This is a genomic window from uncultured Rhodococcus sp. (assembly GCF_963525155.1).
Taxonomy (GTDB): Bacteria; Actinomycetota; Actinomycetes; order Mycobacteriales; family Mycobacteriaceae; genus Rhodococcus_F; species Rhodococcus_F qingshengii.
In genome coordinates, this window is sequence record NZ_CAURKP010000001.1 from 58,790 (window position 1) to 71,149 (window position 12,360).

The 12,360-nt window shown below is 62.7% G+C and carries 13 protein-coding genes; 11 read left to right on the forward strand and 2 right to left on the reverse strand.

All coding sequences use genetic code 11. The features are described from left to right. The first annotated feature begins 1 nt into the window (after window position 1). From RWT78_RS00300 to cobU, 3 genes are read left to right on the forward strand one after another with little or no spacing between them, the layout of a single operon-like run. On the forward strand, window positions 2-1,036 hold the full coding sequence (locus RWT78_RS00300) for an iron ABC transporter permease (RefSeq protein ID WP_042953073.1): 1,035 nt from the start codon (window positions 2-4) through the stop codon (window positions 1,034-1,036). Next, entirely contained in the window at window positions 1,033-1,821 is a 789-nt protein-coding gene (locus tag RWT78_RS00305; protein WP_314673045.1) for an ABC transporter ATP-binding protein, read from the forward strand. The genes RWT78_RS00300 and RWT78_RS00305 overlap by 4 nt, the downstream gene beginning before the upstream one ends. Further along, window positions 1,821-3,143: a bifunctional adenosylcobinamide kinase/adenosylcobinamide-phosphate guanylyltransferase gene (gene cobU, locus RWT78_RS00310; protein ID WP_314673048.1), complete on the forward strand. Its 1,323-nt coding sequence runs from the start codon at window positions 1,821-1,823 to the stop codon at window positions 3,141-3,143. The genes RWT78_RS00305 and cobU overlap by 1 nt, the downstream gene beginning before the upstream one ends. 2 nt (window positions 3,144-3,145) lie before the next feature. On the opposite strand, the gene RWT78_RS00315 is transcribed toward cobU, so the two are convergent. Both RWT78_RS00315 and RWT78_RS00320 read right to left on the reverse strand, forming a co-directional pair. After that, window positions 3,146-3,931, reverse strand: a complete 786-nt coding sequence (locus RWT78_RS00315) for an IclR family transcriptional regulator (protein ID WP_003939697.1) — start codon at window positions 3,929-3,931, stop codon at window positions 3,146-3,148. Next, window positions 3,928-5,466 carry an APC family permease gene (locus RWT78_RS00320; protein ID WP_314673052.1) on the reverse strand — a complete coding sequence of 513 codons (1,539 nt, stop codon included), beginning with the start codon at window positions 5,464-5,466 and terminating at the stop codon, window positions 3,928-3,930. Before RWT78_RS00320 ends, RWT78_RS00315 begins: the two co-directional genes overlap by 4 nt. A gap of 348 nt (window positions 5,467-5,814) precedes the next feature. Here RWT78_RS00320 and RWT78_RS00325 point away from each other — a divergent pair, with 348 nt between their 5' ends. The 8 genes from RWT78_RS00325 (at window position 5,815) to RWT78_RS00360 (ending at window position 12,325) form a co-directional block, all read left to right on the forward strand. Next, window positions 5,815-6,405, forward strand: coding sequence for a MauE/DoxX family redox-associated membrane protein (locus tag RWT78_RS00325; protein ID WP_314673055.1), 591 nt, complete (start codon window positions 5,815-5,817; stop codon window positions 6,403-6,405). 44 nt (window positions 6,406-6,449) lie between these two features. Beyond that, on the forward strand, window positions 6,450-7,058 hold the full coding sequence (locus tag RWT78_RS00330; protein ID WP_314673058.1) for a redoxin domain-containing protein: 609 nt from the start codon (window positions 6,450-6,452) through the stop codon (window positions 7,056-7,058). A gap of 75 nt (window positions 7,059-7,133) precedes the next feature. Further along, window positions 7,134-7,805, forward strand: a complete 672-nt coding sequence (locus tag RWT78_RS00335; protein ID WP_029256402.1) for a methylamine dehydrogenase light chain — start codon at window positions 7,134-7,136, stop codon at window positions 7,803-7,805. Beyond that, window positions 7,802-9,121, forward strand: coding sequence for a hypothetical protein (locus RWT78_RS00340; protein ID WP_314673060.1), 1,320 nt, complete (start codon window positions 7,802-7,804; stop codon window positions 9,119-9,121). The genes RWT78_RS00335 and RWT78_RS00340 overlap by 4 nt, the downstream gene beginning before the upstream one ends. Then, window positions 9,118-10,716: a multicopper oxidase family protein gene (locus tag RWT78_RS00345; protein WP_314673062.1), complete on the forward strand. Its 1,599-nt coding sequence runs from the start codon at window positions 9,118-9,120 to the stop codon at window positions 10,714-10,716. The genes RWT78_RS00340 and RWT78_RS00345 overlap by 4 nt, the downstream gene beginning before the upstream one ends. 27 nt (window positions 10,717-10,743) lie before the next feature. Next, complete coding sequence (locus RWT78_RS00350) at window positions 10,744-11,091, forward strand: plastocyanin/azurin family copper-binding protein (protein WP_003940240.1); 348 nt, start codon at window positions 10,744-10,746, stop codon at window positions 11,089-11,091. Beyond that, on the forward strand, window positions 11,091-11,414 hold the full coding sequence (locus RWT78_RS00355) for a cupredoxin domain-containing protein (protein WP_080712742.1): 324 nt from the start codon (window positions 11,091-11,093) through the stop codon (window positions 11,412-11,414). The genes RWT78_RS00350 and RWT78_RS00355 overlap by 1 nt, the downstream gene beginning before the upstream one ends. 74 nt (window positions 11,415-11,488) lie before the next feature. After that, window positions 11,489-12,325, forward strand: a complete 837-nt coding sequence (locus tag RWT78_RS00360) for a hypothetical protein (RefSeq protein WP_042447112.1) — start codon at window positions 11,489-11,491, stop codon at window positions 12,323-12,325. The last annotated feature ends 35 nt before the right edge of the window (window positions 12,326-12,360 follow it).

The following is a 12,360-nucleotide window of genomic DNA, read 5'->3' on the forward strand; positions in this document are numbered from 1 at the left end:
GATGATCAAAGCCGGTATCTCCCATCATCGGACCGCCGTTCTGCTCGGCGCCGCGCTGATTCTGTGCGCTGCCTTGCTGATCGGTGTTCTGGTGGGGCCGGCCGGTTTGACGCCTGATCGGACCATTCTCGAACTTCTGGACGGAATACCCGGCATCCATATAGATTCCGGCCTCACCGCAACACAGCAGGCGATTCTCTGGCAGATCCGGCTTCCGCGAGTAGTCCTGGGCGCGTTGGTCGGAGCAATGTTGGCCGTAGCCGGTGCCGCCTACCAGGGCGTGTTTCGAAATCCCTTGGCAGATCCGTATCTCCTCGGAGTTTCCAGCGGAGCCGGACTGGGCGCAACCCTCGCCATCGTTTCGGGTGGAGCGCTGGGCATGTTCGGAATTCCCATGGCCGCCTTCGTCGGTGGTGTGCTGGCAGTGTTCGCAACTTATTCGCTCGGTCGAAGCATTGGCGGGCCGCAGAACGCGGTAGTCATCATCCTCGCCGGTGTCGCAGTCGCAGCGTTCACGAATGCAGCGCAGACTTTTGTTCAGCAGCGGTTCGACGATTCACTGCGCGAGGTCTATTCCTGGCTACTCGGCGGACTGTCCACCGACGGTTGGTCGGAAGTTCTGGTTGTCCTGCCGTACGTTGCGCTGGCCTCAGCCGTCATCCTGGTACACCGGCGTGTACTCGACGTGATGGCCGTAGGTGACGTCGAAGCCGCCAGCCTCGGCGTCGACCCGGCCAGATCACGCCTGGTGCTGGTGCTCGCCGCAACTCTGGGAACGGCCGCGGTCGTGAGTGCAAGTGGACTCATCGGCTTTGTCGGAATCGTTGTTCCCCATGCGGTTCGACTGGTCGTCGGCCCGTCTCATCGGCTGCTTCTCCCCCTGTCACTCATGCTCGGAGCAGCGTTTCTCGTCCTCACCGACGTTGCCGCCCGCACGGTCATGGCACCGGCCGAACTCCCCATCGGAGTTGTGACCGCGATGATCGGCGCTCCGTTCTTCCTTCTGGTTCTGCGCCGCAGCCGGGTCTCGGCATGACCGACAGCGCAGTGCGGTGCCGCGACCTCCGAGTCAACCTCGGCGGCAAGGACGTCGTCGACGGCATCGATCTCGATGTGACACCAGGCGATTGGGTTGCCGTGGTCGGGCCGAACGGCGCCGGCAAGACAACCTTGATGCATGCCCTCGCTGGATTGATTCCGTCTACCGGTGAGCTCTCGGTCGGGGGACTGAGTCCTCGCAATTCCAGCCGCAAGGCGATGTCCGCCGTAGTCGCGCTGATGCCGCAGCGCCCGGTGGTACCCGAGGGTGCGACGGTTGCCGAACTGGTGGCGCTCGGCCGTACTCCGTATCTACGACGCTTCGGAACCGAAACCGCCACTGACCGTTCGGTGATCTCTTCGGTGATCGAGAGGCTCGACCTCACCGAGTTCGCAGATCGACGAGCCACCGAACTTTCCGGCGGCGAATTGCAGCGCGTGGTCCTGGCTCGGGCGCTGGCTCAAGAACCGCAGGTACTGCTCCTGGACGAACCCACCAGCGCGCTCGACATCGGTCACCAGCAGCAGGTTCTCGACTTGGTGGAGGAACTGCGAGAAGCCGACAACATCACGGTCATCGCCGCGATGCACGATCTCACTCTCGCGGGTCAGTACGGTCGACGAATTGTGTTGCTGGACAAGGGCAGCGTGGTTGCCGACGGCACTCCCTCATCGGTGCTGGAGGCAGACCTCCTCGGCCGCGTGTACGGAGCTCGGGTCGAAATCCTGGACCGACCCAGCGGTCCCATAGTTGTTCCGATTCGGCAGGAGGGCACCCGCTGATGGAACTGATGTTGCTCGGCACCGGTGCTGCCGACGGTTGGCCGAACCCGTTCTGTACCTGCCCTTCCTGCCTGGAAGCCTTGTCGAGTGGAACCATTCGCGGGCACACTGCTGCCCTGGTGGACAACAGAATCCTGTTGGATTGTGGTCCGGAAGTACCGCGTGCCGCGTCGCGATTCGGTCGCACGCTGGCACACGTCGAACACATCCTGCTGACGCATTCTCATCCTGATCACCTCGGCCCGATGGCATTGCTGTTCCGGTCCTGGGCATCGCGCAGCGAACCACTCGAGGTTCTCGGACCACCCGACGCGCTCGCTCTCTGCCGAGACTGGGTGGGCCCGGATGACCCGGTGACCTTCACACCGCTCGAGACCGGCCAGTCGATCATGTTGGGCACCTATCGTGTTCGCACACTCGAAGCCGCGCACGAAGTAACCACCCTTCTCTACGACATCACCGACGCATCCGGAACCCGAATCTTCTGGGCCACCGACACCGGGCCTCTGCCCGAATCCACTGTCGACGCCCTTGCCGACGCGCGTTTCGACGCCGTCTTTCTCGAAGAGACCTTCGGCCACAAGACCGACCACGGCACCGGGCACCATGATCTGCCGAGTTTCGCGGAGACGGTGAGCCGACTACGCAACTGCGACGCGATCACCGATCGAACCGATGTGGTCGCCGTACACCTCGGGCACCACAACCCCGTCGAAAACGAACTCTCGGAAGCACTTCGTGTGTCCGGGGCGCGAGCGGTTCCGGATGGAGCTGTGCTCGAGATCGGGGTAGGACAGAGCCATCGAACTCTGGTCACCGGTGGCGCCCGCTCGGGCAAGTCCACTTACGCGGAGGGCCTGCTTGCCGGCTACCGGCACGTCACGTACATCGCCACCGGGGATCCGCAGGACGACGATCCCGACTGGATCGAACGAATTGCGTCGCATCGCGCGCGGAGGCCGTCGACGTGGACGACGGTAGAGACCTCCGAAGTGACCGAGATTCTCGCAACCGCAACAACACCGATCCTGCTCGATTGCCTCGGCACGTGGCTGACCGCATGTCTGGATCGACATCGGGCCTGGGCCACAGAAGATCTCAGCGCCGTCCACGCAGATATCGACCGGTTGGCCGACGCCTGGACCGCCTGTCCGGTTCCGATTGTCGCCGTCACGAACGAAGTGGGAAGCGGCGTCGTCCCGGACACGAAGTCCGGGAGACTGTTCCGCGATCTACTCGGTCTGGTGAACAGCCGAATCGCCAGTGAATCGGAGTCCGTGGTCCTGATGACCGCCGGGCTCCCCCTGAGCCTGCGCGTGTGACGTCAGAGCAATCCGGTGAGCTGACGCGCACAATCGAGTAGGAAACCGACCAACTCTCGATCCTCGTCCGTCACTCGCCCGCTCGCTCCCTGAACACACAACCCGCCGGCCACCTGGTCTGCGTGATCTCGAACCGGTACTGCCACCGCGGATCGACCCAGGCGACATTCCTGGTTCTCGAATGCAAAACCCTGCAGGCGAACAGACCTCAACTGCTCATACAACGCATCGAAATCACCGAGGGTGAACTCCGTGACCCGGCGAAGTTCCAAACCCGAAAGCAACCGCTCGTCGTGCGCCAACAGAACCTTCCCCAGCGCATTCGCGTGAAGGTTCTTGGCCAGTGCCGCTATTCCAATGATCTCGTGATCCGGATCCTTGTCGACGAACCTCAAGCGCCCACCGGCGAATGAGGCGACGTGCAATCCGAACCTCGTGTGTGTCCGCATGTCCTCGACGCGCTCGTGCAGCGTCGGCGCCGGACCACTCGACGACGCCGCATGCGAGAGCTCGGCAGTCCGACGCCCCAACGCGAACCCTGACAGGTCCGGCACCCGCACGAGAAAGCCCTCCGCCACCAGCAGATTCAGCATCCGGTAGGCCGTGGCCGATGGAACGCCTGCAAAAGTGGCGATCTCCTTCGCGGTTGTTCCCGGTCCCAGATGAGCCACCGCCTCGAGCATCCCCAGCGCCTTCTGAACCGCACGCGGTTGTTGTCCACTGAAGTGGGTCTCTTCGCCGATCCGTTTGTCTGATCGTGGACCAGCGGTTGCACGGTCCGCGGTCACCGCCCATGCTCCGGCGAGTTACCCTCGGCGGCCCCACGATCCGGCACGAGTCGCCTTCGCCCGTCACCGTCGATCAGCAGAGTGCCCGCACCGGGCAACAGGTCCGCCGTCTCGACGCTGTCGAAAGCTCCGACCATCAGAAGGCTTTCCGGTCTGGCTCTACGGAGCAATGCGCTCCACACTGTCCCCGACACAGCAACAGCAAGAGCAGCGATCGGCAGTGCCCACATCCCGTGAACCGCACCGTCGAGAACGATGTAAACCAGTAGACCGGCACCGGCGGCACTCACGGACAGGGTGCAAATCCGGGTCAGCGACGTATGTTCCCCGATTCGGCGCAAGAACTTCCACGAAGCAAAGGCCACCAGCGTGTAAGCGCAGACCAACGCGGTCTCCACCACGCCGTCGAAGGATCCCGAATCGTCGCGAACCGTATCCGAATAGATGAATACGCCCGCCGCACTTACCGCGACGAACGCCAGTACCGCAACGTACGGGGTACGAAATCGTCTGTGCACGCGGGCGAGCGGCGACGGCAGTACCCGTTCGATCCCCATCGAGTACAGCAACCGCGAGCCCGCCTGCGCACAACCGAGAGTGGATGCGAACCAGGAACACGTCATTCCGATCTTGACTGCCAGAACCACTTCCGCGCTGGCTCCGGATGCCGTTCCTTCGAAGTACGCTCCGACGATCGTTGCGCCGTGACCAGTCATCGCCGCCCAGGCCGCAAAAACGAAGAGGACCCCGCAGATGATCGGCGAAATGAGAACCGTGCGTGTGACGCTGATGAGTGGTCGCTTCGCTTCCGGGCCGAAGAAGGCCGAGCTTTCGAAGCCCGCCATGCTGAGCACCGTCAGCATGGCGAGAAACGGCACAGCGCTCAGCGACGGATTCGGCAGGGCAACAGCAGTTGTCGTGTCACTGTGCGTCGCCAGCATGACCACGACGATGAGAATCAACGAGCACGCTTCGACGACCAGGATCGCTCGGGTGGCGAACCGGACGCCTCGCACTGCAATCCACGCGACGGCCAGGGCAATCGCCACCGTCGTGATCACCGTCGCGGCAGTTCCTCGCACGTCGGGGCCGACAATGGCGATGGTATCGAGCAGACTCGGAACTGCCTGCGAGAAAACCGAAACCGAGATTCCGAGATACCCGAGTACCAGTGCGGCACCCGCCGTCAGTGTCGCCCGGATACCGGAGCCTTGGAAGACGAAGCTGTACAACGATCCAGCTGCGGCCAGTCTCCGCGTGAATTGAGTGATGCAGAACGCAACGAGAAACACCGCCGAAGTTGTCGCAGCAATCGCAGCCAACCCGACGTAGCCGGGACTGTAGGTGATCATCCACAGGGCGATGAACACCATTCCCGTTGCCGGAGCGATCGTGGAGAGTGATTGCCCCAACAGGTCGATCGGGGTCAAACGTCCTCGTCCGAGACCACGGAGCGGGGAGAACACGGGCTCACTGTGTTGATCCGCATTCTGCGCTCGCGTGATCGCTGCACGCAGTGCCGCACTCACGGCCATGTGTCACCGTCCGTCGCGTCCAGGCCCGAACCTACGAGCGAATTGTCAGAATTCGGTCAAGTTAGTCCGCTTATGTTTCCGCGCAGTTTCCACGATGGCGCGCACAGAACTTTCAAGTGAGAATCCGACTCTGTTTCCCACCCAGCGTCATGCCGGATCAAGGGCGGCCGACGGTATCCGGCCCCTCCGGGAGCACCTTGACCTGCGAGTTCTCCGATTCTCACACGACAACTGCTCTCTCAGTTGCACCTCGTCCAGGCGTAGCGCGGTCGACGCGGATTCGCAGCATCGCCCGTACAGGATGTGTCCCACACACCACCGGCACTACCCGAGAGGAACGGAGGAAGCATGGACTTGGTCAGCGCCACCACTTCGGCGATCATCGGATTTGTTCTCCTGCTCGCCGGCATTCCCAAGCTGAACGACCACGACGGGGTCCTTCGTTCGGTGCGCGGATACAAAGTGTTGCCGGTGCGATTCGAAGTACCGATCGCTCGCATCCTTCCCGTCGCGGAAACCGTCGTAGGCATCCTTCTGGTTCTCGGCGTGGCCCATCGCCTCGCCGCCTTGGTTGCTGCCATCATGTTCGCGTCGTTCTTCACGGGCCTCACGATCAACCTCCTGCGTGGTCGACGCGATCTGGACTGCGGATGTTTTGCATTCGGAGTCGGCGAGATTCCGCGTATCGGATGGTTCCACGCCGTTCGCGCCGGAACACTCGCGGTGATCGCTGTGGCACTGTCGGTCACCGCCGGACAGGCTGAGATCGGCGTCCAGGTCGTGGCGGCGACCTTCGGATTCCTCCTCGTTCTGGCGGGAGTTGCTCTCGCACAGATTCGTTCGGTGGTCCACCTCGGACGACGCCCGGTCGACGACTACCTGTCGAGTGCCTCCATTCGCCTCCGAACCGCCGAAACCGCGTCCCGGTACGGCTCGTGAACTCACATCCCCACCACTGAAAACTCGAAGGCAGGACTACCACGATGACCACTCTCCTCCTTGTCGCGACAGTGATCCTGGTGATCGCCGTAGCCGTACTGTTCTTGATGGTTCTTGCTCTGGCTCGTGAAATCGGCCGCGTACAAGTACGTCTCGGACCTCTCGGTGCCCGGATGATGGATACCGGGCCCAAGGTCGAACAGGCAGGCCCGTCGTTTGCCGGTCTCATCGATCAGGAAGGACGGACCGTCGGAGTCGGTGGTCACCGCGACAAACCGCAACTTCTACTGTTCACAGCACCGAGTTGCTCGACATGCAAGAGCCTTCTTCCCGGCGTAAGGGCAATGGCCCGAGCCGAATCGGATCTCGACGTGATCATCATCTCCGACGGAACACCCGAAGAGCATCGCGAGTTCCTGGCCGGCAGCGGGATCGGTTCCGAGCTCAGTTACATCGACGCTCGAGACGTCGGTATCGCATACCAGGTGGGCACCACTCCGTACGGCGTGATTCTCGACGAGCACGGCAAGATCCGAGGAAAGGGCCTGTGCAATCACATGGCTCAGGTGGAAAGCCTGCTCAATGCGCTCGAATCCGGCACCCCCTCACTCCAGCACCTTCATGCCCAGGCGAAATCCGGCAGCGCGGCCTGATCTTCCTGCACAGTTCGATCCTCTTCACGAATCAGGAGAAAATCGTTGGACGACAATGAATTCCCGCAGCACAACATGACGGAGAATCGATATCCCGTCGACGAGGCGACAGTTCAGGCCCAGGCCGAATGGATGGCGGGCCAGGGCGGTTCGCTCACCAGCCGAACCGGACGTAAACTCTCCGAACGAGTTTCGCGGCGCTCGATGATCAGTCGGATCGGCAAGTGGACCATGGGTGTGTCAGGAGTGGCACTGATCAGCACACTTCCCGTGACACGTAGTGCCTTCGCCCAAGAGCCCGAGGTTCCTGCGCCGGCACCTGGCCCCGAACCTCTTGTCCCTGTCTACGACGGTAAAGATCCGGCCGAGTGCGAGTACTGGCGCTGGTGCAACATGGACGGAACGTCCTGTGCCGCATGCAACGGCGGCGGTGTCACCACCTGCGCCCCCGGCAGCAAGCCCGGCGCAGAGTTCTGGGTCGGATGCTGCACCAACCCTGATACCGGCAAGACCTATCTGATCGCCTACTACGACTGCTGCGGTGCGCCTTCGTGTTCCAACGCATTCTGCGGCGAACCGGACATGCAAGCCGTGATGTACAACCCGGTCTCCGGAAGCTACGACCAGGAAATCATCTGGTGTGTCTCCGACGAGTCTCAGGCATACACCTGCACGATGGCGCCCATCATCGGTGAGGACTGCCAGACTCGACCGGCCGAGCGCCCCAAGGTCGGTGCCGGATCATGAGCAGTCCGCGAACCCGAAAACTGGCGCGACCCGCCGTTGCCGTCATCCCACTCACCGTCGTACTCGCGCTGGCCGGTTGCAGTTCGTCCGACAACGACGAACCCTCCAGCGCAAGTGATGTCACCTATCCGACAGTTCCGTTCACTGCACCGGGCGAGGGAATCTCCCTCGGTCACGACGACCAGGAAATCGGCGACACCATTCCCGAGCCGTTGCACGTCGGTTCGATCACCCCGATCGCAGCTGACCGCTTGCTGGGCGTCGAAGGTGGATTCGGCCAACTCGAACTCAGCGTCAACGTCATCGATCCGAAAACCGGTGTGGCCGAGAGCCGAATCACCGTCGGCCCGGGTATCTGGGATCCGGTCATTCACGGATTCGTCGGGGATTCCGCCGAGGATCCTGCGGTGCTCGCTGCCGAGGTGTGGCGGCCCCGAGGTTCCCGCGGCGCAGCAGATTTCACGGTCAGCACCTACTCCGGAAACCTGCTGGAACCAGCCGAGGTCATGCTTCCGGACGTCGCACGCGTACATTCCCGTCCCGGCTCGAACGCCGTGACCTCCGACGGCAAGTTCTTCGTCACGTGGGACGACGGTTTGTACGGCATCAGAGTGGTCGACCTCGAGAAGAAGGAAGCGACCGGTGCACTCCAGATAGTCGGCTGCGGTCCGTTCACGTGGATGGTCGATCACGAGCTGTACAGCGTCTGCGAGGACACCCGGGAACTGCTGCACGTCACGATCGGTGACGACGGTGTTCCGAAGGAAACCGCCCGAAGCAAGGTCCTACCCGAGGATTTTGTCTCCACCCGCAAGGTCACGTGGGCATCGAAAGCGAATAAAGCCTTGCTGGTCAGTGAGAACGGCGATGTGTACGTCTTCGACTTCTCCAACGGACTACCTCAGGAAGGTGTCAAGCCGATCGGAAACGCCGGGCAGGACTCCGGTCGATTCTCGGAGAACGTCATCAACGCCGACGCAACCCGGCTCGCAATCGCGTACACGGACAAGGCTATTCATCCGGACTCTGCTCGGGGAGGCTCACTGGTCAAGATCGACTTGTCCGACGCAACGACCTTCGCCCCGGTGAAGAGCTTGACGCTTGCAGACCTCGGCCTGACAGACATCAAGAGCATGACCTTTTCCGTCGACGGCGCCACGTTCTACGTGCTCGGTACCGGACCTGAGGTCGAAGGCTCCGCTCCGCAGAAGATCGTGGGTTACAACGCGAGCACCGGCGAGCAGGTCAGTTCCGTCGATGTCTCGGGCAACGTCGGGGATGTCAGCGGGTTGATCACACCAGAAGTACTCCGATGAGTCGTCCCGGATCCGGTGTGGTGATGGGCCGGCGCCGCTTCCTGAGTTTGGGAGCACTCGGCGCCGGAGCACTCGGGCTCGGCGCAATGGGGACGATTGCCGGATGCAGTTCCACTGCAGCATCTCCGACGCCCACAACCGATCTCGACTACATCCTGCCCACCGACCCCGAAGTTGCCGCCGCAGAATCGGCGCGAGCCTGGAACGGGACCACCGCTGCGTTTGCCCTTGCCGCCGGATTCTCGACGGTAGATCTTGGCGGACGCCTCGTGGACACGTGGACGTACGGAGGCGCTGCGGTGGCTCCGGAACTTCGCCTGAAGTCCGGTGACCGGGTGAACGTCAGCGTCCAGAACGGCCTCGACGCCGAAACAACACTGCATTGGCACGGAATTCGAATCCGCAACGACATGGATGGCGCGGCACCCACCACGCAGGCTCCCATCGGCGCCGGTTCGAGTTTCGAGTACAACTTCATCGCACCGGATCCGGGAACGTACTGGTACCACTCGCACAGCGGATTACAAGCCGATCGGGGGCTGTTCGGCGCCTTGATCGTCGAGAACCCGAACGACATCACCGGGGCCGACGTCGATGCCGTTCTGGTGCTCGACGACTGGCTCGACGGATTGGGTACCACCCCGGATTCCGTCCTGATGGCCCTGAACCCGGCAATTTCGGGCGGGCACGGCGGACACGGCGGACACGGCGGTGGGGCAACAACTCCGGCGGAACACTCGGAAGCCGACATGTCCGTCGCGCAACAGTTGGTGAGCGGCGGACACGGTTCTTCCGAACCACTCGGCGGGATGACTCAACACATCGCGTATCCACTGCACTTGATCAACGGGCGGCCACCCAATGATCCTGCTGTCGTGACTGCAGCGCCCGGTTCGACCCTGCGACTGCGAATCATCAACGCAGCCGCCGAAACTCCGTACCGGTTTGCTGTGGCCGGTCACGAGATGACAATTGTCGCTACCGATGGCTACGACGTGGAACCAACTCCCGCCGACACCATCATCGTCGGAATGGCGCAGCGCTACGACGTGCTGGTGACGGTGAAGTCGGGAACATGGCCGGTGGTGGCGAAGGTCGAGGGCCGAGATGGTTATGCGTCGACCGTCCTACGCAGCACCGACGCGTTGGCGCTGGCGAACCCGGATGTGGGCGGAAACCTCTCGGAACTGGCCGGCCGACTGGTCACCGAAAGCGAACTCCGGCCCACGGAATCCGCACGGCTCGAGACGAAATCGCCTGATCGCGACTACCGCATCGAGTTGATCCAGGCCGGCGATCGGTACGTCTGGGGAATGGCGGGAGCCGATGCGGGCAAGCTCGTCATGAAACAGGGCGAACGGGTCCGGATCACGATGAAGAACGCGTCCACGATGTGGCACCCCATGCACACCCACGGCCACACGTTTGCGGTACCGGATTACGGCGGACTTCGCCGCGACACCGTCAACGTCCTACCCGGCACCGAGCTTGCCATCGAGTTCGACGCCGACAATCCCGGCGAGTGGATGTTCCACTGCCACAACGCCTACCACTTCGAGGCCGGCATGACGGCAAATCTGCGTTACGTCCGCTGACAAGTCGAAGAATGGAGAGAACACCTCATGAAGAAACTCGTTCCCGCTTTCCTGGCCGCGTGCGCTGCCCTGAGCCTCACCGCCTGCAGTAGTGATGCCGGTGCGTCGTCGGACGAACCTGCAGTCGTGATCGAGGTGAAGAACATGGCGTACACACCGGCATCGGTCACCATCGAGAAGGGACAGACCGTCGAATGGAAGTTCGACGACAGCGGACTCCCCCACGACGTGGTCGGCAACGGTGATCTCGACGGGAAACTGAAGAGCGAGTTGCTCACCGAGGGAACCTTCTCGTACACGTTCGACGACGCCGGAACCTTCACCTACCACTGCACGCCCCACCCGATGATGGTGGGCACCGTGATCGTTCAATAGTGAGGAGGTGGATCGCCGGCTTCGGCCTCGCCGTCGCGGCGACGTGTGTCCCAGCTTGCGGCACAGAAGATCCCGTCCCCGACGTGGTGGTCGAGATCAGCAATGTTCAGTTCAGTCCGATGGACGTCACCGTGGAGCACGGCGGCACCGTCGAGTGGCGCTTCGACGACGGCGGACTCCTGCATCACGTGGAATCACCCGGCCTGTTCGACAGCGGTATCACCGGAGACGGAACGTTCCGGCATACGTTCGAGAGCGTCGGAGTCTACGAATATTCGTGCTCCGTCCACCCGTACATGATCGGAGTCATCACAGTGCTGTGAACTCTGGCTCATCACTTTTCGCTGCGACTTCGGCTCGACACTTTTCCTGAACCACAAACACTTCGGAGGATCTGATGACTACTGTTCTCTCACACGGCCCACTGCAGACCGACGTCCCTGACATCCGGCCGACCCTTCAAGGATCGGTCGGCACCGCGACCCGTGTCAGCCTCGTCGCGGCGGGCGCCGCTGCGGGTGCCGGCCTCGCACTCGTGGCCACGCCATCTGCGACAACAGCTTTGACCACAGCTGTTATCGGCGCCGGGCTGGTTACGTCGCTGGCCGCGAACTGGTCGACCTGCGGAATGTCCGTCGCCGGAGTTGTTGCGGCGCCGAAGCAAGTCGATCGGAAGGGATCCTCGACTCCCGTCCGCCGACTCGGCTGGCACGCTCTGGGTTCGGTCACGACGGGAGCCGTCACCGGGGCATTGATCGGCGCTCTCGGTGCGGCGATGTCCGGGTACGTGCCGGTCGGCTGGGCGCTGGGCGTCTGGGCCGTCGTCGCGGTTGCATACGGGCTGCACGAGTTGGGTGCGGTGAGCATGCCGACTCCGATGCGGCGCCAACAGCTTCCGCGCCATCTGCGCCGCACGATGGCGCCCTGGAAGGTCTCGCTGATCTTCGGCGCGATCATCGGTCCGGGATTTCTGATCTTCATCCGCTCGAGTGCGTACTACCTCCTGGCACTCGGCGTCATGGCTTCGGGTTCACCGGCTCTCGGGGCGGCGCTGTTCACAGTCGTATCCCTTGGCCGCTGCATGCCCAGCCTCGCGGCAATCGTGCACACCAAGCGCGGTGGCTCGATGCCGGGATTCCTCTCGATCATGTGCGTCGTGGACCGTCGCGTGCAGAGCGTCACCGGCGCGGCATTGATCGCACTGGGAGCATTCGCCGCCGCAGCACTGATCTGACTCTCGACCGAGCACCCTTCACCTCGAGTGAACAC

Bases quoted from the DNA above. Each gene is read 5' to 3' on its own strand.
- RWT78_RS00300 (WP_042953073.1), top strand. From the start codon at position 2: ATGATCAAAGCCGGTATCTCCCATCATCGGACCGCCGTTCTGCTCGGC.
- RWT78_RS00305 (WP_314673045.1), top strand. From the start codon at position 1,033: ATGACCGACAGCGCAGTGCGGTGCCGCGACCTCCGAGTCAACCTCGGC.
- cobU (WP_314673048.1), top strand. From the start codon at position 1,821: ATGGAACTGATGTTGCTCGGCACCGGTGCTGCCGACGGTTGGCCGAAC.
- RWT78_RS00320 (WP_314673052.1), bottom strand. From the start codon at position 5,466: ATGGCCGTGAGTGCGGCACTGCGTGCAGCGATCACGCGAGCGCAGAAT.
- RWT78_RS00325 (WP_314673055.1), top strand. From the start codon at position 5,815: ATGGACTTGGTCAGCGCCACCACTTCGGCGATCATCGGATTTGTTCTC.
- RWT78_RS00330 (WP_314673058.1), top strand. From the start codon at position 6,450: ATGACCACTCTCCTCCTTGTCGCGACAGTGATCCTGGTGATCGCCGTA.
- RWT78_RS00335 (WP_029256402.1), top strand. From the start codon at position 7,134: ATGACGGAGAATCGATATCCCGTCGACGAGGCGACAGTTCAGGCCCAG.
- RWT78_RS00340 (WP_314673060.1), top strand. From the start codon at position 7,802: ATGAGCAGTCCGCGAACCCGAAAACTGGCGCGACCCGCCGTTGCCGTC.
- RWT78_RS00345 (WP_314673062.1), top strand. From the start codon at position 9,118: ATGAGTCGTCCCGGATCCGGTGTGGTGATGGGCCGGCGCCGCTTCCTG.
- RWT78_RS00350 (WP_003940240.1), top strand. From the start codon at position 10,744: ATGAAGAAACTCGTTCCCGCTTTCCTGGCCGCGTGCGCTGCCCTGAGC.
- RWT78_RS00360 (WP_042447112.1), top strand. From the start codon at position 11,489: ATGACTACTGTTCTCTCACACGGCCCACTGCAGACCGACGTCCCTGAC.